This is a genomic window from Ensifer adhaerens (genome assembly GCF_002007205.1).
In the GTDB taxonomy this organism is placed as follows: domain Bacteria; phylum Pseudomonadota; class Alphaproteobacteria; order Rhizobiales; family Rhizobiaceae; genus Ensifer; species Ensifer adhaerens_D.
In genome coordinates, this window is record NZ_LAZS01000005.1 from 521,711 (window position 1) to 544,350 (window position 22,640).

A 22,640-nucleotide genomic window follows, 5' to 3' on the forward strand; every position below is an offset into this window, starting at 1 on the left:
GTCGCGGTCCGTCAGGCGGTGCCCGATGGCGGATCGCCGGGAAGTGCGCGGGGTCGTAAGCAGGTCGCGTGCGGACAGGCGGTCGCCTTCGCCGATGCGACCGCTGTCGTAGCCGTGACGAAGCAGAGAGGCGTCTCAAGCGCCCTGTGCGGCAAGCTCCTGCTCCGCGGCCACGGGTTGTTCCGCAGGCGGGCCGGCGTCAGCCTTCTCGATGGCGCAGGCCTTGAGGTTGCCGGTGAAGAGAACGCCGGCGACCGGCAGCGCCGGTTCGGCCGGGAACGCATCGTGCCGGATGCTGTCCCGCGGCACATGCAGCTTGTGTTCGGCCGCCTCCGCGCCTGCAGACAGAACCAGCGAACGGGTCTGCTGCATGTCGAGAAGCGTCGTTCCATAGAGGAACTCGAAGCTCAGCATCGAGACCAGGAACTTGTAGACGCCGTCGCGAACGCCGCCCTTGAGCAGGGCTGCCCGGTGCATGTCGTCGCCCATCCGGATATCGAGCGCCGGGGTGCGCGGCTCACAGACATAGTTCAGGGCGAGCAGCATTCCCTTTTCGACCTCGAAGCGCAGCTTGTCCCGCCCGAGATCGACCGCCGCCACCGAGAAGCGGCGGTTGCTGTACTCAACGACCGGCCGGCCGAGCCGCTTGGCGAGCCAGACACCATCGAGCGCGCGGGCGCCGGCGAAATGTTCGGGATCGACGGCCGGCGGCAGCGCCGCCGGGCGATGCGCGGCTGCAAGGGCCGGCTCCAGTTCATCCGCAATCAGATTGGCGACGATGGTCGTTGCCACCGGCCGGGCATAATGGCCCTGATCGGAGTAAAAGCTCGCATGGCCAACCACGTCACGCCCGAAGCGCTGCATCAGCAGCCGGGAGACGTCGACGCAGATCGTCCCGTACCATTGCGAGATGTAGTTGATGCCGGCATCGATCGAGGGGACGGCCGTCAGGAACGAACCGTTGCGGGCGCCGAAAACGAGGGTCGCGATCTTCAGGTTCGGATTGTGCTCGCGGGCAAAGCGGATGATGCCCTCGTAGAACCGTGCCCAATGCCGGAACGGGCGGCGCTCGTCGCCGTAGACGAAAGCGTCGTTCAGCGCATATTCGATGACAAGCAGGTCGCACTCGGCAAGCTCCTGCTCGCGTATCTTGAGCTGGTAGAGCCCGAAGGCGCTGGTCGTGCCACCGACCGCGAGATCCGCGACAATGTCGAGCTCGATGCCGCGCCGCGCCATGGTGGAAAGCAGCGAGGGCAAATAGCCGGGCTGCATGACGGTGTTGGAACCGCCGATGATCAGCGTCTTCAGCTTCATGGCTTCACCGCCACAAGACCGGTCGGGGAAAGCTCGCTAGAACGCCAGGCTCCGCAGGGCGCCGCATGGCCCGGACGCAACAGGTTGGGCGCGGCGAACCGGTACAGGTCCAGCCGGTGAATGGTTGTTGGCAAAGGCTTGTTCAAAGGAGGCATCCGTGGGTGGCGAGTAATTTCGAAAGATATTGTTGCGCTTTTCGCCATTTAGAAAATATCTGCGCGGCAGTGTCAACGTTGTGGCGAAAGTAAGATAGTAGAATTTTCAGAAGTAATGTAATTCAAATGGTTTTATTTCAAAATTCAAACTATTGGGGTGATCTTCGTACATAGTGGAGATCACCAGGAATATTGGAAATAATACGAACAGGTGGGGCGAAAAGAGCAACCTCAACAGTGGGGCCTGCGATGAATGTCGGAGATGCGCAGCCAATCTGCGGATGAGAGCATGACTAATCGTCGCCGATCTGATGGGCCCACGGATGGCTGGTGCCGCCCGGCGAGGGTTCAGACGCGCTCGAGGAAGGCAAGCACCCGTTTGGTCAGAAGCGCCGTTGCCGCGGCATCATAGGACGGCAGCGAACTGTCGGCGAAATAGTGCTGGTCGCCCGGGTAGAGGAAGAGTTCGGCATCGTCGGCCTTCTCCACGAGTTCGCGCGCGGCGTCGATATCGCCTTCGCCGACGAAGACCGGGTCGTTGTCCATGCCGTGGACCTGCACCGGAACGCCTTCAGGCCAGGGGCCGAAGGCCCATTGGCCGCTGATCGGTATGCAGGAATAAAAGAGCAGGGCGCCGCGGGCGCCGGGGCGGGTCTGGGCGAGCTTTTGTGCCGGCAGGACGCCGAAGGAGAAGCCGGCATAGACGAGATCTTCCGGAAGCGCTTCGGCGAGGCGCACGCCGCGCTCGCGCATCGCTTCGAAGCCGGTCGCCTCGATGAAGGCAAGGCCCTCTTCGATGCTCGTGAAGGTGCGCCCCTCGAAAAGATCGGGCAGGTGCACGACATGCCCGGCAGCGCGCAGGTCATCGGCAAAGGCGTGCATGCCGGGGGTCAGTCCCTGGGCATGGTGGAACACGAGGATTTCGGCCATGGCAGCTTTTCCTTCAAACGAGCGTTCGCGCATCAATTGTATGCCGTCTCTGTAATTTCAAGCGGCGGCCCGACCGCTGGGGCGGATATTCCCTTTCCGGCGCCTGGCGGGCCTTTTGACCTCTTCTTGCCATCTTCGACCGCTTGGTTGCGGATCCTGCACCATGATTCTGGAGGGAAAACGATCATGACGAGGAAGTTGCGCATTGCCGTGCTGTTCGGTGGCCGGTCGGCGGAGCACGAGGTTTCGCTGATGTCGGCGCGCAACGTCGTCGGGGCGCTCGACCGCGCCCGCTACGAGATCGTGCCGATCGGGATCACCAAGGACGGCCGCTGGCTGCTCGTCGATCTCGAAGACGGCGCGCTGCCGCAGGCGATCCCCGCTTCGGGAACGCAAGTGGCGCTCATCCCAGGCGGCAAGGGGCAGGCGGTTACCATCGCCGCCGATGGCCGCCAAGGGCTGCTGCCGGCGATCGATCTCATCTTTCCGGTCCTGCACGGGCCCTTCGGCGAAGACGGGACCGTGCAGGGCTATGCCGAGACGGCGGATGTCGCCTATGTCGGCTGCGGCGTCGCGGCCTCGGCGGCGGCGATGGACAAGGCGCTGGCCAAGCGCCTGCTGGTGGCCGAGGGAATCCCGGTCGCGCGGGCAATCGCCGTTCATGAAGGCGATGCACAACCGGCCGAAGCCCTGCTCGAAACGCTGGGGCTGCCGCTTTTCGTCAAGCCGGCGCGGCAGGGATCGTCCGTCGGCGTCAGCCGCGTCAACAGCCTGGACGCGCTTCAAGCCGCGCTCGACGAGGCATTCCGGCACGACGACAAGGTGCTGATCGAGGAGTTCGTCCGGGCGCGGGAGATCGAATGCTCGGTGCTGGAGGATGCCGAAGGCCGGCTCACCGTATCGCGGCCAGGCGAGATCATTCCGGCCGAAAGCCATGGCTTCTACAGCTACGACGCAAAGTATGTCGATGCCGGCGGCGCGATCGTGCAGGCGCCGGCCGATCTCTCCGACGAGGTGATCACTGCGGCCAAGGAGATGGCCGCGCGGGCCTTCCGGGCGCTTGCCTGCGCGGGGATGGCGCGGGTGGATTTCTTCCTGCGCGCCGACGGAAGCCTGATCATCAACGAGATCAACACCATTCCCGGCTTCACCAATATCAGCATGTACGCCAAGGCGCTTGCCGCCGACGGCATTGCCTATGAGCAAGTGGTGGAGACGCTGATCGCGCATGCGCTGAAACTGCGCGGATAGGGGACGGAAACTCGGACCCGGATGCCGCCTTCAGGTTGCATATCATATTAGGCATATCGCATTCATTGTGGGTTCACGTCATTCCGCGAAACTGGCGCCTGTTTCCAAACGGACAGGTGATGAGATGAAGAAGATTGCCATCGTCGTAATGGCGGCGGTTACGGCTCTTTCGGGCATCACGCCGGCGAATGCCGTGCCGGCGGTTGCCATCGAGCGGGTGCAGAAGAGCGACGTCGAACTGGTGCAGCACCGGGAATGGAACGGCGGCCACTATCGCCGGCGTCCGCCGGGCTGGCACGGCAGCTATCGCCCGCGCCCCGGTTGGGACGGCGGCTACCGCCCGCGGCCAGGCTGGCATGGCGGCTATCGACCGCGCCCTGGTTGGGACGGCGGCCACCGCTATGGCTACTATAACGGCCACCGCGGTTATCGCTACGAACGCTACGGCTATCGCCGCCACAATGACGGCTGGTGGTACCCGCTTGCGGCCTTCGGCACCGGTGTCATCATCGGCGGCGCGATCGCCGCTCCGCCAGCGCGTCGCTACGAGACCGGCGTCAACCCGCGCCACGCCGACTGGTGCTATTCGCGCTACCGCTCCTACCGCGCCTATGACAACAGCTTCCAGCCCTATGGCGGCCCGCGCCAGCAGTGCTATTCGCCCTATTTCTGAGCAAGGCGCTTTGCTTGAAGAAGCCCGCCGGTCGCCCTGATCGGCGGGCTTTTCGTTTGGCGCCTGCAAGCGGGTCAAACCGCTTAGGTTTCTGAAGGGCGTTGTCACAGGCCGCTGCGCAGTTTTGCGCGCAATGACTTAGCGGCTGCTCTTCGGGAGTGCCTCGTCGAAGCGGTCTTTTCGCGCCCCGGGTCGTCGTCGAGGATCTTTTCCTCGCTGTCTTCGGGCAGGGCGTCGTCCGGGCTCACATTCGCCTCATCGCGGCTCGGAACCGGCGGCACGCGGCCCAGACCTCCCAACGGCAGGTCATCGCCCTGCGGCACCTGGTCGGCCGGCAAGCGCGGGATCTTGCCGATGGGTGCGACGGTCGGTTCGGCCGGTTGCGGCATGTCTTCCGGTTTCTGCCTGATATCACGTGATTTGGGGTTCGCCTTGCTCATCCTCGCATCTCCTTGGATTGCGCATGTCCATGGAGTAAGGCGAGGGGAGGAGAAAGGTTCCGGTGGAAGGAGCAGAGAGCGAACAAGGACCGGAAACGAAGCTGCCTTCGCCCATTCGGTGGCGACGCCAGGGCGGCGCGTCACGATCCCTCGGCCATGTCGTAATCGCAAAAGCCGCTGCGCACTTGTGCGCATGCTCTAGCGACCCGCGGCCGATCCCTTGCTCACGAACATGACGGGCATGGTGAGCTTCCGCTCTGAGCCATTCATGTCGGGCGTGAAGGCCGGCAGCCGTGCTGTTTTCTTAAGCATCAACATGGCGGCCGCGTCTGCTGCCGCAAATCCCGACGATTGTCGGATCGACGACCTGCGGACGCGACCGTCCCGTCGAACGACGATTTCAACGACGACCAGCCATTCCCCGGGCCTGTTTTCTTTTGGAGCCGCGAGATTCTTCATGAAAAGCTTCCTGACCTGGCTGTCCCACTTAGTTCGTCGAGGACGGCTCGGCTGCAGCATGCAGCGGCAGTGCGGCGATGAGGCCAGCGACAAGCAGGCGGGTGAGGGATTTCATGGGGGCTCTGGCAAGAATGACGTTCGGTAACGTCTGAATGATTCTCGCGGAGATTGCAAAAGCGAAGGATGGCATGCCCTCCGCGCACAGACGGCGCGACGCAAGGCTCACATCAAGCGCTGTGTTGCTGAAGAACCTCGCGCTCTAGAACTTCAGCCGGGCGTCGTCATGTTCGGGAGGACGGTGCGCGTCCTTGCGGCGGAAGCCGTAGGCGAGCGCCAGCCCCAATATGGCGGAGCCGACGACGATGGCGGCGAGTGCGAAGAAATTCTCCATGGCATTTTCCTCCCGAAGGGAAGCTTAACACAGAATGCGCGCAAACAAATGGCGCGGCACCGAGAATGCGCGTCATGGTTACTCAACGCGCGTCGGCCCGAAATGTTCAATCCGATTGGCGCCGATGCGATGCGTGTTCGGCCGAAGCTTTCGCAGAGGGCGGCTCTCCGCCGCCGGTGAGCTGAACCAGAGCTGAGCGGCGCCGGTTTCACGCTGCGGGGCCATGGGCTACGTCAATAGCCGCCCGAGCCTCCGCCCTGGCTCATGCCTTGGCCCCCTTGCATGCCCTGGTAGCTGGGGCTTGGAGCCGGGGCGCTGGTGCGGCTCGCCTGGTCGGTGGTGCAGCCGGCAGCCGCAAGAAGCGCTACGCAAACGGCGGCGATCAGGCATCGTCGTGTCATGGGAACCTCCCGTGGTCGGGGGAGCGGCCCCTGGCCGCCGCCTCATCGAAACGGATCAACCCTGCTGCCGCCGCGAGGCCGCAGCCCCCGACACGGGCCGACGGCGCAAGCGGCTTTGCACGGCGTTTGCGATTATATCACCGATCGAGCGCATGGGCTGGAGAGGAGGGCGGAAGACGCGATCGGGCAGCCGGGAGAAATCGAACAAAACGGAAACAAATTTTGGCGAAGGGGCTTGCCAAGCGACGGGAAGCGGGCTAAGCATATTCCATGCTGGCCGTTTCGTCATTGAAGCGGCCTTTTTGATTCCAGCATTTGGCAGGCGTGGGCAGATGTGGGGAGGCGGACGCCTGACGCTCCCTTCGGACCATCTCCGATCGGCGCTTGCGGTCATTCCGCGCCGTTCGCCGTGAGGAAGACGAGGGACGATGTCCCGCTATGCCTCTTGCTTGGCGACCTTGCTGGAGACGGCGCGAGCGGGCTCGCTGCGCGGGCGCGGCTGCCCGATGCTGCGCAGCCAGCGCGAGGCTTCCTTCGGGTCGCGCTCGACGCCAAGCCCCCTTTGATAGATCGTGACCAGGCGCGCCTGGGCGGCCGGATGACCCTGGCGAGCCGCCTGTCGGTTCCAGTGTAGCGATGCGGCGTAGTGCTCCTCGCCGCCATCATTGAAATAGATTTCGGCGAGCTTCGCCTGGGCGTCGACGTTCCCGGAAGTGGCTAATTCAAGCAACCTGGGCGAGATATTCGTGGCGGACGGCCGCGGGGTGAAAATGGTCTTCAACTTCACGAACGTGTTGCGGATCATCTGGCACCTGTTGCATTCATTGCATGGTTCCCGCGGCTGGACTGCTAGGCTGGAAAACTACTCAAAATCTTGAACTAATTTGGCTTTTCCCTGGCCACTGCCGGTGAAGCAGGAGCGCTTGCGATGCATTGCGCCAGACGCACCCGATACGGAGCAACCCGGTAAGCGGTATTGATGACTGAATGCAACCTGAAGTCAAGGTTGCAGGCGTGACATCGGGCGTGACACCCAGCTTTTTCTGTGATCGGCAGTCACGCTTGCTGCCTGCCCGCCGGTCTGGCGGTCACGGATGCCGAGGCGCCGTTCGGCGGTTAAGGCGCGCCGCGCCGTCACGGCCGCCGATCCAATTTGCGCAGCAGGAGCATTTGCCTCGTGCCCACGCGCTGGAGCAAATCCCATGACAGTGAAACCTGCCAAGGACCCGAAGACCGGGCGCTTTCTGCCGAGAAGCGGTCAAGGGACGACAATCCCCCGGCCCCGCACGCGCAAGGCAGTGCGCAGCAAGCTCGGCGAGCTTTTTCTCGAAGACATGCTTTCGGCCTGGGAAGCCCGAGGTGCGGCCGCGATCCATGCGCTGATCGAGAAGAGCCCAAACGACTTCCTGAAGACGATAGCGGCGCTGATGCCGAAGGACGTGGCGATCAATCCAAACCAGATGGGCGAGATGACGGATGAACAACTCCTCGAGCGGATCCGCAAGCTCGACCAGACCATCAGGCCTTTCCTCGCTGCTTCGGGAGCGGATGGAACTGGCGATGGAGATCGGGCGGCGGCAGAAAACGAATAGGCTCTCCTACTACCGTCCCTATGCGAAGCAGACCGAGTTTCACGCGGCAGGCGCGCGCTTTCGCGAGCGGCTGTTCATGGCCGGCAACCAGCTCGGCAAGACGCTGGCGGGGGCCGCGGAAGCGGCAATGCACCTGACAGGCGACTATCCTCATTGGTGGGCGGGCCGACGGTTCGACCGGCCGATCACGATGATCGGCGGCTCGGAATCGCACGAGCTGACACGCGATGGCGTGCAGCGGCTGCTCGTCGGCCCGCCAATGAGCGAAGAGGAGTGGGGCACGGGCTATCTGCCGAAATCGGCGCTTGCCGGCTGGACACGACGATCGAGCGCTTCCGGTGCGCTCGACAGCGTCACGGTGCGTCGCGCTTCGGGCGGTACCTCGACGCTGCTCTTGAAGGCTTATGAACAGGGCCGGGCGAAATGGCAGGCCAACACGGTGGACTATGTCTGGTTCGACGAGGAGCCGCCGGAAGACGTCTATTTCGAGGGCATCACCCGCACCAATGCGACGGGCGGCTCGGTCGCCGTGACGTTTACGCCACTCAAGGGCATGAGCTCGGTCGTCAGCCGCTATCTGCTGGAACCCTCCGAGGACCGGACCGTGGTGACGATGACGATCGACGATGCCGAACATTATTCACCGGAGGAACGCGCGAAGATCATCGCGAGCTACCCGGCGCACGAGAAGGAAGCGCGCACGAAGGGCGTGCCGACGCTCGGTTCCGGCCGGATCTTCCCGGTGACGGAGGAGCAGATCCGGGTCGAGCCCTTCGAGATCCCGCGCCACTGGGTGCAGATCGGCGGGCTCGATTTCGGCTGGGACCACCCCTTTGCGGCAGTGCTCTGCGCCTGGGATCGCGATGCGGACGTCTTCTACGTGACCCGCTGCTACCGCGAGCGCCAGGCGACGCCGATCATCCATGCCGCAAGCCTGAAGCCCTGGGGGCCCTGGCTGCCCTGGGCCTGGCCGCATGACGGGTTGCAGCACGACAAGGGCTCGGGCGAGCAGCTGGCGGCGCAATATCGCTGGCAGGGGCTCGTGATGCTGCCCGAGCGGGCGACCTTCGATGACGGCAGCAACGGCGTCGAGGCCGGCATCTCCGACATGCTGCAACGCATGCAGACCGGGCGCTTCAAGGTGTTTTCCACCGCCGGCGAATGGTTCGAGGAATTCAGGCTCTACCACCGCAAGGACGGCCGGATCGTCAAGGAACGCGACGACGTGATTTCGGCGAGCCGCTACGCGCTGATGATGAAACGCTTTGCCCGGATGAAGGCGGACAGCGCCGCCTGGGCTTTTACCGATCGGAAGGTTCTCTGATCGGCCCACCGCAGACCCTGTTCCCACGCCTCGGCACATGAGGGCCGGTCGCTTTGGCACAAGATCCCGGCTCCGCGGATGGACCCGGTGCACTTCCGCATTCAACGTCAGGAGAATTCAATGGTTACCAGCGTTGTTACCACGTCGGGCAACACGACGTGCATGGATTTCAGCACGAACCAGTGGCACGGCTATGTCGGCGGCAACACGCCCTATGGCCTGTGGGTGGACGGACCCTTGCATCCGTGGCGCGACGCCAATGGAACGCCGACCTTCATCACCGGCCATTCCGAAGGGTATCGCTACAACGTCCTCTCCGATTGGCACAACGGCCACACCTGGACCAACTGGAATGCCGGCCGGCACTGGAACTCGCCGCGCGACACCGTTGAAGGGCACTATGCCAACCGCCACTGGGTCGTGTCACCGTTCGCGCGCGGCTCTCTGGTCGTCGGCCTGACCCACCACGAATTCTATCAATCGTCGACGACGATCGGCGGGGTCAAAGGCTTCAATTCCCACGCCCACGGCTTCAATACCCGCTGGGTCAACGGCATCGGCTATGTGCGCTCGACCAATGACGGTCAGGCCTGGACAGTCCCCAATCCCGGGGATTTCGGCCAGAACCATCACAATGTGCGCTGCGTGCTGATCCCCGAACCATGGTCCTACCAGTCCATCGACACGGCCTATGGCTTCCTGCATCCGTCGAACATCGTGCAGGAGGGCAACTACTATTATGCCTTCATCGAGGTCCGCAATCTGCCGGGCAACACCACGCTGCTTGACAACGGCTTCACCATCATCCGAACGTCGAACCTCGACGCGTCGGTCGGCTGGCAGTTCTACAACAACGCCAACCAGTGGGAGACGGTGAACCACCAATACTACCAGGGCAACATCGCGCCGCAGCAGCCGAAGATCTTCTTCAAGGTGGCGGGCTACAACCCCTACACCATGTATGACCAGAACGGCCGCATGGCCCAGAGCATCCGCTACCACGTGCCCACACAGAAATGGGTTCTGTTCGGCTACACCGGCCTGCAGGCGCCTGGCTTCTGCTACTGCGTGTCGGATACGCTCGCCAATCCGCAATTCGAGGGCAACGGGCGTCGCATGGTGAGCCTCGCCGGCGGCGGCGCCATGAACGAATATCACAGCAACCACTATATCAGCGTGTTCGATCCGAACTCCCAGGATCAGAACTACAAGACGATCCTCGGCAACAGCGCGGTCGTCATCACCGCCGATGAGGGCGTGCGCTACAAGATCGGCACGATCCAGATCAGCTGATTTCACAAGCAAAAACAACGTGACGTCTCACCATCGGCCGCGACGCGCTGATGGTGAAGCGCTGTGCCCGGGCGCTGCTGATAAAGCCGCCTGGGCCTTTACCGATCGGAAGGTTCTCCAGATGGCAGCGATGACGAAACCGGAACTGACGGAGCTCGTGAGCCAGCTCGTCAGGGATTGCGAGGATTATCGCGACCAGCTTTCGGCCGCGCGCGTGCGCGCAATGGAATATTATGACGGCGTGATGGCCGACGTGCCGGCGGAAGCGAACCGCTCCAAGGTGGTTTCGCGTGACGTGCGGGCGGCGGTGAAGAAGGTGCTGCCGTCGTTGATCCGCACCGTGCTCGGCAATGACAAGGTGGTGGAATACCAGCCGGTCAACCAGGGCGACGAGGCGGGCGCCGAGCAGGCGACCGACTACATCAACTACATCGTCTTTCCCGAAAGCGACGGCTATGACGCCGTGCAGGACGCAGCCCACGACGCGCTGAAGCTCGGCAACGGCGTGATCCGCTGGTGGTACGAGAAGAGAAAGAGCGTCGAGGTTTCGACCCATAGCGGGCTCGATGAGGCCGCCCTGGTGCAGCTCATCGCCGACGACACGGTCGAGGTGCTGGAACAGGCGCAATCGGTCGAACGGATCGAGCTGCCGACCGGACCTGTCGAGCAGCCGGTCTTTGCGGTGAAGATCCGCCGCACCGCCGAGCGCGGTGCGACCAGGCTTGCCGCCGTGCCGCTCGAGGAATTCCTCGTTCATCCGGATGCGATCTCGATCGACGACAGCCCGATTGCGGGCATCAAGCGGCGGATGCGGCGCTCCGATCTCATCGCCATGGGCTATGACCGTGAACTGGTCGAAGGCTTTGCTATTGCCGGCGATGCCGACGGCGAGGACGAGGAATTTGCCCGCCGTCGCGGCATCTTCGGCGACGGCGAGGAGACGGCAAAGGCGCTGCAGGAGGTCGACTACTACGAGCTCTATGTGAAGGTGGATGCCGACGACGACGGCATTGCGGAACTCCGCCGCCTGGTCTTTGCCGGCGGCACCGGGGCCGACAACCTGCTCGAAGACGCCGAATGGGACGAGGTGCCCTTTGCCGATCTCATCACCGAGCGGCGGCCGCACCAGCGCGAGGGCAACGCGATCACCGACGACATGGCGGAGATCCAGCGGGTAAAGACCGTGCTTCTGCGCCAGACGCTCGACAATCTCTACTGGCAGAACAACCAGCAGCCGATCGTGCAGGAAGGGGTTATCCAGAACCCGGAATCGGTGCTGAACCCGAAGTTCGGCCAGCCGATCCGCGTCGGCCAGGGCGTCGATGTGCGCGGCGCCGTCGGCTATACGGCGGTGCCCTTCGTGGCGCGCGAATCCTTTTCCATGCTCGGCTATCTCGACCAGGAGGCGACCGATCGTACCGGGATTTCCGATGCTTCGAGCGGCATGGCGCCGGATGCGCTGCAGAACATGACGGCAAAGGCGACCGCACTCGTCGAACAGGCGGGCATCGGCCAGACGGAGCTGATGGTGCGCACCTTTGCGCAAGGGCTGCGACGCGTGTTCAAGGGGCTGCTCGGGCTCACGATCAGGCACCAGGACCGGCCGCGGGCAGTGCGTCTGCGCGGCAAATGGGTGACCTTCGACCCGCGCCACTGGAACGCCGGCATGGATGCGACCGTCAACACCGGGCTCGGTGCGGGAACGCGCGAGCGCGACATGCTGATGATCCAGATGATCCAGCAATTGCAGGAAAAGCTGCTGACGACGCTCGGGCCCGACAATCCTTACGTCTCGCCCGACAATCTCTACAACGGCATTGCCAAGACGGTGGAGGCGGCGGGGCTGAAATCGCCCGACCTCTATTTCACCAAGCCGACGCCCGAGGACATCCAGAAGCGGATGCAGGCGGCGCAGCCGCAGCAACAGCCGGATGCAGCCATGCAGCAACTGCAGATGCAGATGCAACTGGCGAACGAGAAGGCGCGCATGGACGGCGAAAACGCCAGGCGCAAGCTGGAGATGGAGCGCGAGCTGAAGCTTGCGGAGATCCAGCAGAACGGCGCGCTCAAACGCTACCAGATCGACGCCGAACTCAACCTGAAACGCGAGCAGAACCTGGCCGAAATGGCCGGCGGCACGGCGCTCACCACAGCGCATATAGGAGGGATGCCGGGATGATCAGAATTAACAAGCGGGGTTCCGTCGCCTTTGGCGGCAAGCCGGATGACGATCTGTACGAAACAGGCCCAAGGTCGACGACGGCGCTGGAACTGCGGGATTTCGGCGAGGAGGCCAACAGCCGATTGCCGAACCGGGGGGCGGGACACGGGCGCGACAAGGGCGTGGAGGTGGCTGCGACCTATGTCATGTCCAATACGAATCCGACGGGTTGGCCTATTCAAGCTCTGCTTGGCAACAACATGCACAGTGGGCTTTTTATCATCCCCGACAATGGCGATCCTGAAGGGCGTTTCCTCTACGATCCGTCAGGTTCTTACATGAGCAGAGAAATAGGCAGCGGGCGGGCTCTATATGGACCGGAAGTGTCTCCTGAGGACTATCTGCTGTATCAGCTTCGTGATGGCCCCAATGTGACCGTGCGCAAATTTGCAACGACGCCCGAAGAGGAGGCTGAGATCATCCGGCGCGCGGACGAGATTGGCAGCGGGGGATGGGCGGGTTGCACGACTTCTGTGAGCGAGGCAGTCAGCGGCGTTGGTCCTTTTCGCGGGGTGGAGAAGACCGACTGGCCGGTTGTCCTGGATCGGCAGTTGCGCGGTCTGAACAGGCATGTGGGAGAGGCCACCGACTTGGAAAGCTTGCGCCGCGTGCTGAGGAAGCCGTAAATCCCCGCCTTAAACTCAGGGTGGCGCAAAATCGCCGCAATCTCTAGAGTAGAAATCGCTGGCCTCAACGTTCACCTACGCAACAGCAGATCCGAGAACCAATGCAATACACGCTATGGAATACCGTCCGCGTTCTCGTTTGCTATGCGGTTATGCTGCTTGTTGCGAAACTACTCTATGGGCGTTTCTTCCAGTGGTATATGGCACCCTATGCCACGACCTATTTTCTTGTGGCATTCGTCCCGCTTCACACAGTCTCGCTTCGCAACCGTGTCTTCCTGATCACCGTCTTCATGCTTTTGACGACCGCTGCGCGCGCGTTCCATTGGACATTCGTGGCTGATGGCACTTTTGACAGCGAGTCGTTTGTGCGGGGCCTGTTTCTGTATTCCCGGCATAGCTGGATCAGCCCCAACTACCTGGTCTTCGTACTCACCTATGTGTTCCTGGAAAGCCGTCTTGTGCGACGGTTTTGTCCGGCGGTCGCGTAACCATCGACGACGGCATCGCCAAGACCGTGGAGGCGGCGGGGCTGAAATCGCCCGACCTCTATTTCACCAAGCCGACGCCCGAGGACATCCAGAAGCGGATGCAGGCGGCGCAGCCGCAGCAACTGCCTGACGCAGCCATGCAGCAACTGCAGATGCGGATGCAGCTGGCGAACGAGAAGGCGCGCATGGACGGCGAAAACGCCAGGCGCAAGCTGGAGATGGAGCGCGAGCTGAAGCTTGCGGAGATCCAGCAGAACGGCGCGCTCAAACGCTACCAGATCGACGCCGAACTCAACCTGAAACGCGAGCAGAACCTGGCCGAAATGGCCGGCGGAGCGGCGCTGAGTACAGCGCATATTGGAGGGATGCCGGGATGATCAGAATCAACAAGCGGGGTTATGACGCCTTTGGCGTCGAGCCGGATGACGATGTGTACGAAACAGGCCAAAGGTCGACGACGGCGCTTGAACTGCGTGACTTCGGCGAGGAGGCCAACAGCCGATTGCCGAAATGGGGCACGGAGCGCGGGAGTGACAAGGGTGTGGAGGTGGCTGCGACCTATGTCATGTCCAATACCAATCCAAGCGTCCTCGGCGACAATACGCACACTGGCGTCTTCATCGACGGCGACGACCCCGTCCTCTGGGATCCTGCCGGCAATTACACGCATAGAGAGATGGGCAGCGGGCGTGCTCTCTACGGATCGGAATTCTCTCCCGAAGATTATTTGCGGTTTCAGTTGACTGACGGACCGGATGTAACGGTCCGCAAATTCAACACGACGCCCGAGCAGGAAGCGGAGATTAAGAAGAGGATCGACGACATTGGTGGCGGGGGATTTCTCACGTGTACGAAAAATGTGACCGAGGCGATCAGCGGTATCGGACCATTCGGTGAGGTCGAGGAGACTTGGTGGCCAGCCAAGCTCGACAATCAGTTGCGCAGTTTGGATAAACACGTGGGCGAAGCCAATGATGTTCAGGGCCTTCGGCACTTGCTGGCGAAGAAAAACCGCCTGGGCGCGAGCAAATGAAACCGGGGTGCTAGCCTAGCGCAATCAGAGGGGGTCTTTACCGCCGACTCGCGTAGAGGACGTGGATATGCCACAGTTTGCTTCCACGCAAAGGGCGACGTGCTTCCCAGAGTTTAGCCCGGCAAGATCGACACGTCACTTCTAGGTATGTCATGCGCTACATGGTTGTTAATACGATCCGCGTTTTGTTGAACTATGGCGCCATGCTGGCAACTGTTACTTGGTTCTTTGGTCGCCATTTGGACTTCACCACGGCCCTGCTGTTTTCGTCGCTCTACCTATTCGCCTTCGTGCCGCTTCCGGCCCGGCGCTTGTGGAAACGGCTTCTGTATATCGTCTTGGCAGCTGTCGTTTTGATGATCGTGCCACTCGGGTACTTCGTCGTTGTCGACGGTCTGCACAGTGTCAATCTTCTTTTTGAAACAATCGAAATTGTGGTCATCTTTGGCCTTCTTGGGCCCCAGACCTTCGTGTTTCTGCTGACCTATATAGCCCTCGATCTTCCCGTCAGAAGAATTGCCAAGGCGCCTGGAACAGCCCCGATGCTCATTGGCCAATGAGATGAGAATGATGAAGCCGAACGAATTCTTGACGAGCATTTATCTGGGTGATCGCGCCTGCAAGGCAATCGTGCTTGATGGCTGGAAGGATGAGGTGAAAATTCAGATCGACTCCATTTCGCGGGTCCGGGGAGAACACTGGGATTACTACACGGATGAGGACGTTGATGACGGCTTCCTCGTGTTTGAAGGCGTCGATCACGTCTCCTTTGATCCACCCGGTTTGATCCCGAACGACGCCATCGGTGAAATCGAATTCCTTGGTTACAAGGACGACCGCTTCACTGTGGTGATCGAGCTTACTCACGGTGATGAAGACTCAAAATACACGACCGTTCGCACGACGATTCGAGCGAAAGCCGTGGCGATCGAGAAGCCGGGCGAGGAAGGTGCGCGGATCAGGGACTAGGCTTGGCCGTTTGCGCGAACAGTGGACGCGGGAACGCGCGAGCGCGACATGCTGATGCTCCGGCTGATCCAGCAATTGCAGGAAAAACGGCTACTGCATGTTTCCTTAAATCCCAGCGGATCTAAGGACAAAAACATCCAGCACTTCAAAGCGTTACAGCGACCTTGAGCGTCTATAAGACGCGCGGCGCTGTAGCGACGCTCGGGCCCGACAAACCCTACGTCTCGCCCGACAACCTCTACAACGGCATTGCCAAGACGGTGGAGTGGAGGCGGCGGGGCTGAAATCGCCCGACCTCTATTTCACCAAGCCGACTCCCGAGGACATCCAGCGGCGGATGCAGGCGGCGCAGCCGCAGCAGCAGCCTGACGCAGCCATGCAGCAACTGCAGATGCAGATGCAGCTGGCGAACGAGAAGGCGCGCATGGACGGCGAAAACGCCAGGCGCAAGCTGGAGATGAGCGCGAGCTGAAGCTTGCGGAGATCCAGCAGAACGGCGCGCTCAAACGCTACCAGATCGACGCCGAACTCAACCTGAAACGCGAACAGAACCTGGCCGAAATGGCCGGCGGCACGGCGCTGACGACAGCGCATATCGGAGGGATGCCGGGATGAGACGCATTAGCAATTTCGACGATTTTTATGAAGCGCCGATCGGGCTTGGTGGCACGCTGGAGCTTCGAGATTTTGGCGAGGAGGCGAACAGCTGGCTGCCGCGCCGAGGCCAGCGCGGCGGAAGTGACGGCTGGACTGGAGCAGAGTATGCCCAGGCTCGGCCGCCGACGCGGCGCGGTGCGCAGCCGAGAGACCCTGTTCAGGAAATGATGGGGCTTCAGATCGGCCGTCTGATGCGCGAGATAAAGCGGCTCAATCCAAACGAGACGTTTCTGGAACGCGCCGGCGGCTCCTACTCTGTGCAGGCGAGAGATAGCTTGCAGCAGCGGTTGGAAGAGCTTCAAAGAGCTTACCTCATCGATCGTCGTACAGGCTGGCCGATCCAGCGTTTCATTGGCGACAGCAGAGGCAATATCATGTTCGAGCCTCTGGGAGGCCGCACTGTTCCTGGCGCAAATCCGGTTGACACGCACACCCTCTATCCGAATGGATCAAACTATCAGAGACTGAATCCGCAGGGGCACCCTGATGATCCGACACCGCATGGGCATGGACATCTCATGGGGACGGGCAGCGGCCGAAACAGGCAAGGTCCCGCGCTTGATCTCGACGGCAACATAGTGCCCTGGAACAGCCCCGATGCGCATTGGCCGATAAGGAAGTGAAATGAAGCCGGACGAATTTTTTAAAACACTTTATCTGGGGGATCGCGGCTGCAACGCTGTCGTGCTGGACGGATTAAAAAATGAGGTCAAGATCCAGATAGATTTGATCTCTCGAAAGCGATCCGAGAGATGGAACTTCTATTCGGCCGAGGATGTGCAAGATGGCTTTCTGGTGTTCGAAGGCGTCGATCACGTTGCCTTTGACCCACCCGGTTTAATACCAAATGACGAGATAGGAGCCATAAAGTTCCTTGGCTATGAAGGCGACCGTTTTTCCATCATTCTCGAACTCGCTCATTGCGATGAGGCCGGACAATACGTCACCGTGAATGCGACCATTCGAGCGAAGGCGGTTGCGATCGAGAAGCCGGGCGAGGAAGGCGCGCGGATCAGGGACTAGGTGGCAGCGGGCGCGTCCGTCGCTCGACAATCTCTACTGGCAGAACAACCAGCAGCCGATCGTGCAGGAAGGGGTGATCCAGAACCCGGAATCGGTGCTGAACCCGAAGTTCGGCCAGCCGATCCGCGTCGGCCAGGGCGTCGATGTGCGCGGCGCCGTCGGCTACACGGCGATGCCGTTCCTTGCGCGCGAATCCTTCTCCATGCTCGGCTATCCATTGCTTGAAATGCGCATTCTCGAACCAGCGCGGCGGAAGTGACGGCTGGACTGGAGCAGAGTATGCCCAGGCTCGGCCGCCGACGCGGCGCGGTGCGCAGCCGAGAGACCCTGTTCAGGAAATGATGGGGCTGCAGATCGGCCGCCTCATGCGCGAGATAAAGCGCCTCAACCCGCAAGAGACATTCCTTGAACCCGCCGACGGCTCCTATTCCGTGCAGGCAAGGGACAGCTTGCAGCGTCGGCTGGAAGAGCTTCAACGAGCCCCCGTTGCAGACCGCAACACAGGCTGGCGCATCCAACGCTACATCGGCGACACCCGCGGCAACAACTTGATCGAGCCGCTGGGGGGACGTACCGCTCCTGGTCGAAATCCGGTTGACACACATACGCTTTATCCGAATGGATCGAACTATCAAAGACTGAACCCGCAAGGGCATCGAAACGACCCGACTCCGCATGGACATGGTCATCTTCCGGGAACGGGCCCGGACACGAAAGGCCAGGGTCCATCAATTGATGTCCGTAGGAACATCGTGCCTTGGGCCAGCTCTGATGCGCATTGGCCAATGAGGAAGTGAAATGAAGCCGGACGAATTCTTGAGCAGCGTCTACCTCGGCGATCGCGCCTGCAAGGCGATCGTACTCGACGGCTGGAAAGACGAGGTCAAGATCCAGATTGACCTGATTTCTCGATGTCGGTCCGAGACTTGGAACTTTTACTCCGCTGAGGATGTGGAAGACGGTTTCCTCGTGTTTGAAGGAGTCGATCATGTATCCTTTGACCCTCAAGGCCCGATTCCGAACGGAGAAATTGGCGATATTGAGTTCGTTGCCGAGGGCGATGAGCGGTTCCTTGTGAAGATAGACATCGGCTATGCCGAACAGAAGGATGGCAACGTCATCTTTCGCAATCCCAAGCTGACCATCCGGGCGAAAGCCGCAGCCATCGAGAAGCCGGGAGAAGAAGGCGCGCGAATCAGGGATTAGGCGGCAGCGAGAACGGTATGTGCAGATCCTGACTGAAAGCTGGAGAGCGCAAAGTGAACGGCTTTGGAAGGAAGGCGCCGATGAAAAGAACGCCGATTGGGAAAACAAGCTCGGGCTGCCGTAGCCGGCGAAATGCCGGGGACAAGTGACATTGGCTGTTCCTGGTGGGAGGAAAGGGATCAAGGTTGATCCTGCAAATCATGGCCGGCCAAGTTGGAATGTGAGGAAATGCCGTCAGTGGTCCGACGGCATTTGCGCTGGCCCCTTTGGCCGATGCGTGTGTGACGATATCTGTCGGCCGTCAGATATCTTGCGCTTCATACCGGGGATGATCGAAAGTCTCGCGACTGCGTAGGCGAAAGCTAAGGTGGGCGAAAGCTAAAACGCGCGACGGCGCGATTGGCGACACGGCAGAGGACCTGCTAAGAGCAGGGAAACGCGCAGTGGAGGGGCATGCATGTTTCTGATCGACCGTGAACTCGAGGCGTTGACGGCCTTCAGGCAGGAGCTGCACCGGCGGCCGGAGGTGTCGGGCGAGGAGCGCGAGACGGCGGAAACGATCGTCAGGGCGCTCGCTGAAACGAAGCCCGATGCGGTCATCACTGGCCTTGGTGGGCATGGCGTGGCGGCGATCTATCGGGGCCAAGAGCCGGGGCCGACCGTGATGGTGCGGGCCGAGCTCGACGGGTTGCCGATCGAGGAGATCTCGGAGATCGCGCACCGCTCTGAGATCACGGGCAAGGGGCATCTCTGCGGCCATGACGGGCACATGACGATCCTGATGGCGCTTGCCAAGGGTCTGGCGCAGAAGCGGCCCGCCAAGGGCAGAGCGATCCTGATGTTCCAGCCGGCGGAGGAAAACGGCGCTGGTGCCGCGGCCGTACTCGCCGATCCGAAATTTACCGAGATAATGCCGGATCTCGTGTTCTCGCTGCACAATTTCCCGGGATTGAGCTTTGGCCATGCGGCGCTACGCAGCGGACCGGTCAACTGCGCCTCGCGCGGCATGCGGATTTCGCTTTCCGGCAAGACGGCGCATGCCTCGACGCCGGAGGACGGCATCGCTCCGACCTTTGCCATGGCCTCTCTGCTTTCGGGCCTGACGGCTCTGGGTAACAATGGGCCGCTCGACGAGAACTATACGCTTGTCACGGTGACGCATGCCCGCCTTGGCGAGGCGGCCTTCGGCATCAGTCCCGGCGATGGCGAGATCTGGGCGACGCTCCGCACACTGACCGACGAGCGTATGGCCGATCTGGTTGCCCGCGCCGAGGCGCTGGTTGCCAGCGAGGCCGGCGCTGCCGGGCTGAAAGTTCAGGTGGGTTATGAGGACGTGTTCCACCAGTGCAGCAATGCGCAAACAGCGGTAAGCGCGCTTGAGCGGGCCATGGACGAGGAGGGCGTCAGCCGCGACCGCGGCGAGGGCGTGCTGCCGATGAAGGGATCCGAGGATTTCGGGCTTTTCGGCCGGGTTGCGCCCTCGGCGATGTTCTTCCTCGGGGCCGGCGAGACGCACGCGCGGCTGCACAATCCGGACTATGACTTTCCAGATGGCCTGATCGGCATCGGCGCCAAGGTCTTCATGCGGGCGATCCGTAACGAACTGGGGTGAGGGCGAGGGCGGAAGCCGCTTGCTCGGCGGCGGTTGTGACGGCACCCTCTGAAATTGGGCAGTTTCGGACCGAGAGCCCGTTGCGCGATCTCGTTCGCGTCTACGCTGGGGAGGAGCAGGGGAATGAGGCAGTCGAGCTTTTGCGTCGCACTTTGCCTGGCACTTGCCATGGCGGGGATGACCGTCGCTCATGCGGCGGATACGGCCGGCGCTGCCGCTGTTCCCGAAACGCAGCAGACCGAAAACGCCAGCCTGCAGGCCTTCATCAAGGCCAATCCGGATTGCCTCGAGTTCACCGATCAATGCTCGCATTGCGCGGTCGTCAACGGCGTTGCCGAATGCTCGACGGCGGAGATCGCCTGCATCAAGCAGGAGAACCAGTGCACCAGGCGGGCGGGAAAATAGGGCGGTGCGACCAGGCTCCCATGCGGGCGATCCGCTGCGGACGTGGTGAAGTCAGGTGATAGAGGCCGCCTGCCTACCGGTGTCGTGACGTAGACATGCTTTGGGTGGCAAAGCCACCAACGCCTTGGCCAGTTCTGATTTTCACGGCCTTTTCCTTCGCGCGAACAAAACGCGACGGGCGAACCTCACACGCGGTCCAGTCGTCTCGCGGACGGAGCCGTTATGGGCGATTCCAGTTTTTGTAGCCAAAGGTCAATGCCGCATCAAGCGCAAGGCCGAGGGGTACTATCACAGCAAGACCGGCAGCTACCTGAACCCAGAACGACGAGTCCGGAAGAGCATGATCGATGATTTTTGAGACCAGCAGGACAAGCGCAATGCCCACTGCGGCGCGGAAGAATTCGAACTTCTTGGATTTTTCGGACATCGGATGACCTGAGCGACGCGATCACGTGCGACAATTGCACGTTGAGAGCGATCTGTCCATATGTTCATGGTTGGTTCCGGAAAGATTCCGGACATTGCCGACGTGGCGAACCGAGCCGGCGCTGGCGGAGTCTGCCGGCGCAAACGCGTTGGAGCGCTGAAGCTCGGACAGCACCATGCAGGAATTAATCGAAACAACAACGCAATCTGGCCGAAGGGGCGGGGCAAGCCGCTGACTGCGGCGTTTGGAGAAAACCGGATGATCAGATCAAATCGACGACCCTATGACACCTATTCACAGGATCCGAAAACGCCAAAGCTACAGGCACTGCGGGATTTCGGCCTAGACGGGAGCCGCCGCTTGCCGAACTTTGGCAGGGAACGCAGCGATGGGCGCAATGAACCAAAGGCGATTGAGGTTGCCGAAGGCGGGCCCGGGGGTACGATGGGCGGCCTTGCTGGCGGCTGGCTGGGCGGTGTCCTGGGGAGCAGGCTTCCTTTGGGTGAATTTGGCAAGTGGGCAGGGCGCTACCTCGGCGCCAAGGCCGGTGAGGCGATAGGCTCTCATCTGGACGGACCGGTTCCCGAGTCCGTGGCGCGCGGGGTCATGACACCAGCCGAGCGGGACTATCCCGGCTATTGGGGCTATTCGGGAGATGACGCGGTTGGTGGCTGGAGGCTGGATAGACCACGGCAAGAGAAGGCCGCGACCGCTCAAGCCAGAGATCTGCCCAAAGCCTACGCCGACAGGATTGCGCAGGAGTTCGGCAACGAATGGGGTGACGCCCATGCCATCTACAACCAGAACCCGAAGTTCTGGAAGGAGGCGTACCAAGGCGACCCAAGTGCTTCGAAGACAGGTCCGAAGTCGGTATCGACGTCACGAACCTCCCGACTGCCAGAACCGCCTGTCCCAGAAACATCTGCCAATGAAGCACAGCCCAACGGTCGTGGCTTCTGGGAGAACCTATTTCCCGGCCGGTCCTCACTGCGAGAGGCGCAAGGCCGATGGCGTGAATAATCCCAGGGCGTCAGTTCCTCTTCGCTAAATTCCGCGGGTGACGGCGAGGTAAGCGACCAGGCACAGAACCCAGAACAGCGCGGCTGCGACCATGCTCATGTCGGAGTTCAGGAGGAGGCGGCCATTGTCCTGGCGCTTCAGGCCCAGCCAGTTGAAGCCGCTGCCGGAGGCATAGATATCCTCGACCTGCACCCGCCCGAAGCTGAACAGTGGAACGACCACACGTGCCACACGATGCAGAAGAAAGCCGAGAACGATTAAATCGAGTATGTTGAGGACGATCCCGACGATGGCATCCAAGGCAACTCCGACTTTCTTCATGCTCAAAGTCCCCCAAGACGTCAAACTGCCACCGGCAAGACGGCGACGGCAAACATAGCTTCGGCGCGCGGTAAAGTGGCGTTCACCATCGTGCTTCGTACATTGGTAGCGCGGAACAAAAGCAGAATCAATCCCATCTACGATCGGCGCGCTCCGCGAGCCGCAAGTCAATTCAGACTGGCCGGCGTTGCGCGCGGAAACGCGAGGAATTCGCGGCCTGCAACGACCATTTCGAAGGACAATGCCTTGGATGATTTCATTTTTCCGGGCCGAGCGAAGCCCGGTTCCGGAGCCGTTGCAGGAACAGCTGGACGAGAAGGAATACCAGAGCTTCTACGAGGGTCCCTACAGGAACGAACCGCAGTCACCGAAGAGCTGCGAGGATGCGCCCTGGAACAATGCGCCG

29 protein-coding genes and 1 pseudogene are annotated in these 22,640 nt (G+C 61.6%); 21 read left to right on the forward strand and 9 right to left on the reverse strand.

Annotated features, from left to right (window positions below; all coding sequences use genetic code 11):
- Positions 1-135: 135 nt before the first annotated feature.
- Together XB14_RS06325 and XB14_RS06330 are read right to left on the reverse strand one after the other, a co-directional pair.
- Complete coding sequence (locus tag XB14_RS06325) at positions 136-1,314, reverse strand: SGNH/GDSL hydrolase family protein (protein ID WP_077960799.1); 1,179 nt, start codon at positions 1,312-1,314, stop codon at positions 136-138.
- Between the two features lie 503 nt (positions 1,315-1,817).
- Positions 1,818-2,399, reverse strand: coding sequence for a dienelactone hydrolase family protein (locus XB14_RS06330; RefSeq protein ID WP_077960800.1), 582 nt, complete (start codon positions 2,397-2,399; stop codon positions 1,818-1,820).
- 186 nt (positions 2,400-2,585) lie between these two features.
- Here XB14_RS06330 and XB14_RS06335 point away from each other — a divergent pair, with 186 nt between their 5' ends.
- Both XB14_RS06335 and XB14_RS06340 read left to right on the forward strand, forming a co-directional pair.
- Positions 2,586-3,650, forward strand: coding sequence for a D-alanine--D-alanine ligase family protein (locus XB14_RS06335; protein WP_077960801.1), 1,065 nt, complete (start codon positions 2,586-2,588; stop codon positions 3,648-3,650).
- Positions 3,651-3,774: 124 nt separating this feature from the next.
- On the forward strand, positions 3,775-4,323 hold the full coding sequence (locus XB14_RS06340; protein WP_077960802.1) for a BA14K family protein: 549 nt from the start codon (positions 3,775-3,777) through the stop codon (positions 4,321-4,323).
- 104 nt (positions 4,324-4,427) lie between these two features.
- Here the strand turns inward: XB14_RS06340 and XB14_RS06345 are convergent, their stop codons facing one another.
- From XB14_RS06345 to XB14_RS06355, 5 genes are all read right to left on the reverse strand, one after another.
- The gene (locus XB14_RS06345) at positions 4,428-4,763 is read right to left on the reverse strand and encodes a hypothetical protein (protein WP_077960803.1); all 336 of its coding nucleotides are present in this window, start codon (positions 4,761-4,763) and stop codon (positions 4,428-4,430) included.
- A gap of 198 nt (positions 4,764-4,961) precedes the next feature.
- On the reverse strand, positions 4,962-5,282 hold the full coding sequence (locus XB14_RS06350; protein WP_077960804.1) for a TonB family protein: 321 nt from the start codon (positions 5,280-5,282) through the stop codon (positions 4,962-4,964).
- Positions 5,283-5,481: 199 nt separating this feature from the next.
- Positions 5,482-5,613 carry a hypothetical protein gene (locus tag XB14_RS33730; RefSeq protein WP_255380915.1) on the reverse strand — a complete coding sequence of 44 codons (132 nt, stop codon included), beginning with the start codon at positions 5,611-5,613 and terminating at the stop codon, positions 5,482-5,484.
- Positions 5,614-5,846: 233 nt separating this feature from the next.
- On the reverse strand, positions 5,847-6,014 hold the full coding sequence (locus XB14_RS33110) for a hypothetical protein (RefSeq protein WP_179119548.1): 168 nt from the start codon (positions 6,012-6,014) through the stop codon (positions 5,847-5,849).
- A 436-nt stretch (positions 6,015-6,450) separates the two neighbouring features.
- Positions 6,451-6,819, reverse strand: coding sequence for a tetratricopeptide repeat protein (locus XB14_RS06355; RefSeq protein ID WP_077960805.1), 369 nt, complete (start codon positions 6,817-6,819; stop codon positions 6,451-6,453).
- A gap of 397 nt (positions 6,820-7,216) precedes the next feature.
- Between XB14_RS06355 and XB14_RS06360 the strand changes: the two genes are divergently transcribed.
- The 18 genes and pseudogenes from XB14_RS06360 (at position 7,217) to XB14_RS06440 (ending at position 20,466) form a co-directional block, all read left to right on the forward strand.
- Positions 7,217-7,606 (forward strand): hypothetical protein, encoded by a 390-nt coding sequence (locus tag XB14_RS06360; protein WP_143348256.1) that lies wholly within the window; start codon positions 7,217-7,219, stop codon positions 7,604-7,606.
- Positions 7,491-8,930 carry a terminase large subunit domain-containing protein gene (locus XB14_RS06365; RefSeq protein WP_077960806.1) on the forward strand — a complete coding sequence of 480 codons (1,440 nt, stop codon included), beginning with the start codon at positions 7,491-7,493 and terminating at the stop codon, positions 8,928-8,930. Before XB14_RS06360 ends, XB14_RS06365 begins: the two co-directional genes overlap by 116 nt.
- 120 nt (positions 8,931-9,050) lie before the next feature.
- Positions 9,051-10,223, forward strand: coding sequence for a hypothetical protein (locus XB14_RS06370; protein WP_077960807.1), 1,173 nt, complete (start codon positions 9,051-9,053; stop codon positions 10,221-10,223).
- A gap of 121 nt (positions 10,224-10,344) precedes the next feature.
- A complete protein-coding gene (locus XB14_RS06375) occupies positions 10,345-12,402 on the forward strand; it encodes a portal protein (RefSeq protein ID WP_077960808.1) in 2,058 nt (685 codons plus the stop codon).
- Positions 12,399-13,070, forward strand: coding sequence for a hypothetical protein (locus XB14_RS06380; protein WP_077960809.1), 672 nt, complete (start codon positions 12,399-12,401; stop codon positions 13,068-13,070). The genes XB14_RS06375 and XB14_RS06380 overlap by 4 nt, the downstream gene beginning before the upstream one ends.
- 101 nt (positions 13,071-13,171) lie before the next feature.
- Positions 13,172-13,561 (forward strand): hypothetical protein, encoded by a 390-nt coding sequence (locus XB14_RS06385; protein ID WP_077960810.1) that lies wholly within the window; start codon positions 13,172-13,174, stop codon positions 13,559-13,561.
- The gene (locus XB14_RS06390; RefSeq protein WP_077960811.1) at positions 13,543-13,938 is read left to right on the forward strand and encodes a hypothetical protein; all 396 of its coding nucleotides are present in this window, start codon (positions 13,543-13,545) and stop codon (positions 13,936-13,938) included. Before XB14_RS06385 ends, XB14_RS06390 begins: the two co-directional genes overlap by 19 nt.
- Entirely contained in the window at positions 13,935-14,594 is a 660-nt protein-coding gene (locus XB14_RS06395; RefSeq protein WP_077960812.1) for a hypothetical protein, read from the forward strand. The genes XB14_RS06390 and XB14_RS06395 overlap by 4 nt, the downstream gene beginning before the upstream one ends.
- Positions 14,595-14,746: 152 nt before the next feature.
- Positions 14,747-15,154: a hypothetical protein gene (locus XB14_RS06400; RefSeq protein ID WP_077960813.1), complete on the forward strand. Its 408-nt coding sequence runs from the start codon at positions 14,747-14,749 to the stop codon at positions 15,152-15,154.
- Positions 15,155-15,161: 7 nt separating this feature from the next.
- A complete protein-coding gene (locus tag XB14_RS06405) occupies positions 15,162-15,563 on the forward strand; it encodes a DUF6258 family protein (RefSeq protein ID WP_234803984.1) in 402 nt (133 codons plus the stop codon).
- Between the two features lie 265 nt (positions 15,564-15,828).
- Complete coding sequence (locus XB14_RS33515; RefSeq protein WP_077960814.1) at positions 15,829-16,035, forward strand: hypothetical protein; 207 nt, start codon at positions 15,829-15,831, stop codon at positions 16,033-16,035.
- A gap of 139 nt (positions 16,036-16,174) precedes the next feature.
- Positions 16,175-16,843: a hypothetical protein gene (locus tag XB14_RS06415; RefSeq protein ID WP_077960815.1), complete on the forward strand. Its 669-nt coding sequence runs from the start codon at positions 16,175-16,177 to the stop codon at positions 16,841-16,843.
- Between the two features lies 1 nt (position 16,844).
- On the forward strand, positions 16,845-17,243 hold the full coding sequence (locus tag XB14_RS06420) for a DUF6258 family protein (RefSeq protein ID WP_077960816.1): 399 nt from the start codon (positions 16,845-16,847) through the stop codon (positions 17,241-17,243).
- 13 nt (positions 17,244-17,256) lie between these two features.
- Positions 17,257-17,457, forward strand: a pseudogene (locus XB14_RS06425) (portal protein); the annotation flags it as partial.
- A gap of 127 nt (positions 17,458-17,584) precedes the next feature.
- Entirely contained in the window at positions 17,585-18,040 is a 456-nt protein-coding gene (locus XB14_RS32545) for a hypothetical protein (RefSeq protein ID WP_143348257.1), read from the forward strand.
- Between the two features lies 1 nt (position 18,041).
- Entirely contained in the window at positions 18,042-18,449 is a 408-nt protein-coding gene (locus tag XB14_RS06430; protein ID WP_077960818.1) for a DUF6258 family protein, read from the forward strand.
- A 457-nt stretch (positions 18,450-18,906) separates the two neighbouring features.
- Complete coding sequence (locus tag XB14_RS06435) at positions 18,907-20,061, forward strand: amidohydrolase (protein WP_077960819.1); 1,155 nt, start codon at positions 18,907-18,909, stop codon at positions 20,059-20,061.
- Positions 20,062-20,184: 123 nt separating this feature from the next.
- On the forward strand, positions 20,185-20,466 hold the full coding sequence (locus XB14_RS06440; protein ID WP_077960820.1) for a hypothetical protein: 282 nt from the start codon (positions 20,185-20,187) through the stop codon (positions 20,464-20,466).
- Between the two features lie 220 nt (positions 20,467-20,686).
- On the opposite strand, the gene XB14_RS06445 is transcribed toward XB14_RS06440, so the two are convergent.
- A complete protein-coding gene (locus XB14_RS06445; protein ID WP_077960821.1) occupies positions 20,687-20,893 on the reverse strand; it encodes a hypothetical protein in 207 nt (68 codons plus the stop codon).
- 60 nt (positions 20,894-20,953) lie between these two features.
- On the opposite strand from XB14_RS06445, the gene XB14_RS06450 reads away from it, so the two are divergent.
- Positions 20,954-21,913 carry a hypothetical protein gene (locus XB14_RS06450; protein ID WP_143348258.1) on the forward strand — a complete coding sequence of 320 codons (960 nt, stop codon included), beginning with the start codon at positions 20,954-20,956 and terminating at the stop codon, positions 21,911-21,913.
- 24 nt (positions 21,914-21,937) lie between these two features.
- On the opposite strand, the gene XB14_RS06455 is transcribed toward XB14_RS06450, so the two are convergent.
- Entirely contained in the window at positions 21,938-22,234 is a 297-nt protein-coding gene (locus tag XB14_RS06455) for a hypothetical protein (protein ID WP_143348259.1), read from the reverse strand.
- Positions 22,235-22,640: the final 406 nt, after the last annotated feature.

What these genes read in the sequence shown, in the direction of transcription:
- XB14_RS06325 (WP_077960799.1), bottom strand. Translation starts at nt 1,314, where the DNA reads ATGAAGCTGAAGACGCTGATCATCGGCGGTTCCAACACCGTCATGCAG.
- XB14_RS06330 (WP_077960800.1), bottom strand. Translation starts at nt 2,399, where the DNA reads ATGGCCGAAATCCTCGTGTTCCACCATGCCCAGGGACTGACCCCCGGC.
- XB14_RS06335 (WP_077960801.1), top strand. Translation starts at nt 2,586, where the DNA reads ATGACGAGGAAGTTGCGCATTGCCGTGCTGTTCGGTGGCCGGTCGGCG.
- XB14_RS06340 (WP_077960802.1), top strand. Translation starts at nt 3,775, where the DNA reads ATGAAGAAGATTGCCATCGTCGTAATGGCGGCGGTTACGGCTCTTTCG.
- XB14_RS06345 (WP_077960803.1), bottom strand. Translation starts at nt 4,763, where the DNA reads ATGAGCAAGGCGAACCCCAAATCACGTGATATCAGGCAGAAACCGGAA.
- XB14_RS06350 (WP_077960804.1), bottom strand. Translation starts at nt 5,282, where the DNA reads ATGCTGCAGCCGAGCCGTCCTCGACGAACTAAGTGGGACAGCCAGGTC.
- XB14_RS33730 (WP_255380915.1), bottom strand. Translation starts at nt 5,613, where the DNA reads ATGGAGAATTTCTTCGCACTCGCCGCCATCGTCGTCGGCTCCGCCATA.
- XB14_RS33110 (WP_179119548.1), bottom strand. Translation starts at nt 6,014, where the DNA reads ATGACACGACGATGCCTGATCGCCGCCGTTTGCGTAGCGCTTCTTGCG.
- XB14_RS06355 (WP_077960805.1), bottom strand. Translation starts at nt 6,819, where the DNA reads ATGATCCGCAACACGTTCGTGAAGTTGAAGACCATTTTCACCCCGCGG.
- XB14_RS06360 (WP_143348256.1), top strand. Translation starts at nt 7,217, where the DNA reads ATGACAGTGAAACCTGCCAAGGACCCGAAGACCGGGCGCTTTCTGCCG.
- XB14_RS06365 (WP_077960806.1), top strand. Translation starts at nt 7,491, where the DNA reads ATGAACAACTCCTCGAGCGGATCCGCAAGCTCGACCAGACCATCAGGC.
- XB14_RS06370 (WP_077960807.1), top strand. Translation starts at nt 9,051, where the DNA reads ATGGTTACCAGCGTTGTTACCACGTCGGGCAACACGACGTGCATGGAT.
- XB14_RS06375 (WP_077960808.1), top strand. Translation starts at nt 10,345, where the DNA reads ATGGCAGCGATGACGAAACCGGAACTGACGGAGCTCGTGAGCCAGCTC.
- XB14_RS06380 (WP_077960809.1), top strand. Translation starts at nt 12,399, where the DNA reads ATGATCAGAATTAACAAGCGGGGTTCCGTCGCCTTTGGCGGCAAGCCG.
- XB14_RS06385 (WP_077960810.1), top strand. Translation starts at nt 13,172, where the DNA reads ATGCAATACACGCTATGGAATACCGTCCGCGTTCTCGTTTGCTATGCG.
- XB14_RS06395 (WP_077960812.1), top strand. Translation starts at nt 13,935, where the DNA reads ATGATCAGAATCAACAAGCGGGGTTATGACGCCTTTGGCGTCGAGCCG.
- XB14_RS06400 (WP_077960813.1), top strand. Translation starts at nt 14,747, where the DNA reads ATGCGCTACATGGTTGTTAATACGATCCGCGTTTTGTTGAACTATGGC.
- XB14_RS06405 (WP_234803984.1), top strand. Translation starts at nt 15,162, where the DNA reads ATGATGAAGCCGAACGAATTCTTGACGAGCATTTATCTGGGTGATCGC.
- XB14_RS06415 (WP_077960815.1), top strand. Translation starts at nt 16,175, where the DNA reads ATGAGACGCATTAGCAATTTCGACGATTTTTATGAAGCGCCGATCGGG.
- XB14_RS06420 (WP_077960816.1), top strand. Translation starts at nt 16,845, where the DNA reads ATGAAGCCGGACGAATTTTTTAAAACACTTTATCTGGGGGATCGCGGC.
- XB14_RS32545 (WP_143348257.1), top strand. Translation starts at nt 17,585, where the DNA reads ATGGGGCTGCAGATCGGCCGCCTCATGCGCGAGATAAAGCGCCTCAAC.
- XB14_RS06430 (WP_077960818.1), top strand. Translation starts at nt 18,042, where the DNA reads ATGAAGCCGGACGAATTCTTGAGCAGCGTCTACCTCGGCGATCGCGCC.
- XB14_RS06435 (WP_077960819.1), top strand. Translation starts at nt 18,907, where the DNA reads ATGTTTCTGATCGACCGTGAACTCGAGGCGTTGACGGCCTTCAGGCAG.
- XB14_RS06440 (WP_077960820.1), top strand. Translation starts at nt 20,185, where the DNA reads ATGAGGCAGTCGAGCTTTTGCGTCGCACTTTGCCTGGCACTTGCCATG.
- XB14_RS06445 (WP_077960821.1), bottom strand. Translation starts at nt 20,893, where the DNA reads ATGTCCGAAAAATCCAAGAAGTTCGAATTCTTCCGCGCCGCAGTGGGC.
- XB14_RS06450 (WP_143348258.1), top strand. Translation starts at nt 20,954, where the DNA reads ATGTTCATGGTTGGTTCCGGAAAGATTCCGGACATTGCCGACGTGGCG.
- XB14_RS06455 (WP_143348259.1), bottom strand. Translation starts at nt 22,234, where the DNA reads ATGAAGAAAGTCGGAGTTGCCTTGGATGCCATCGTCGGGATCGTCCTC.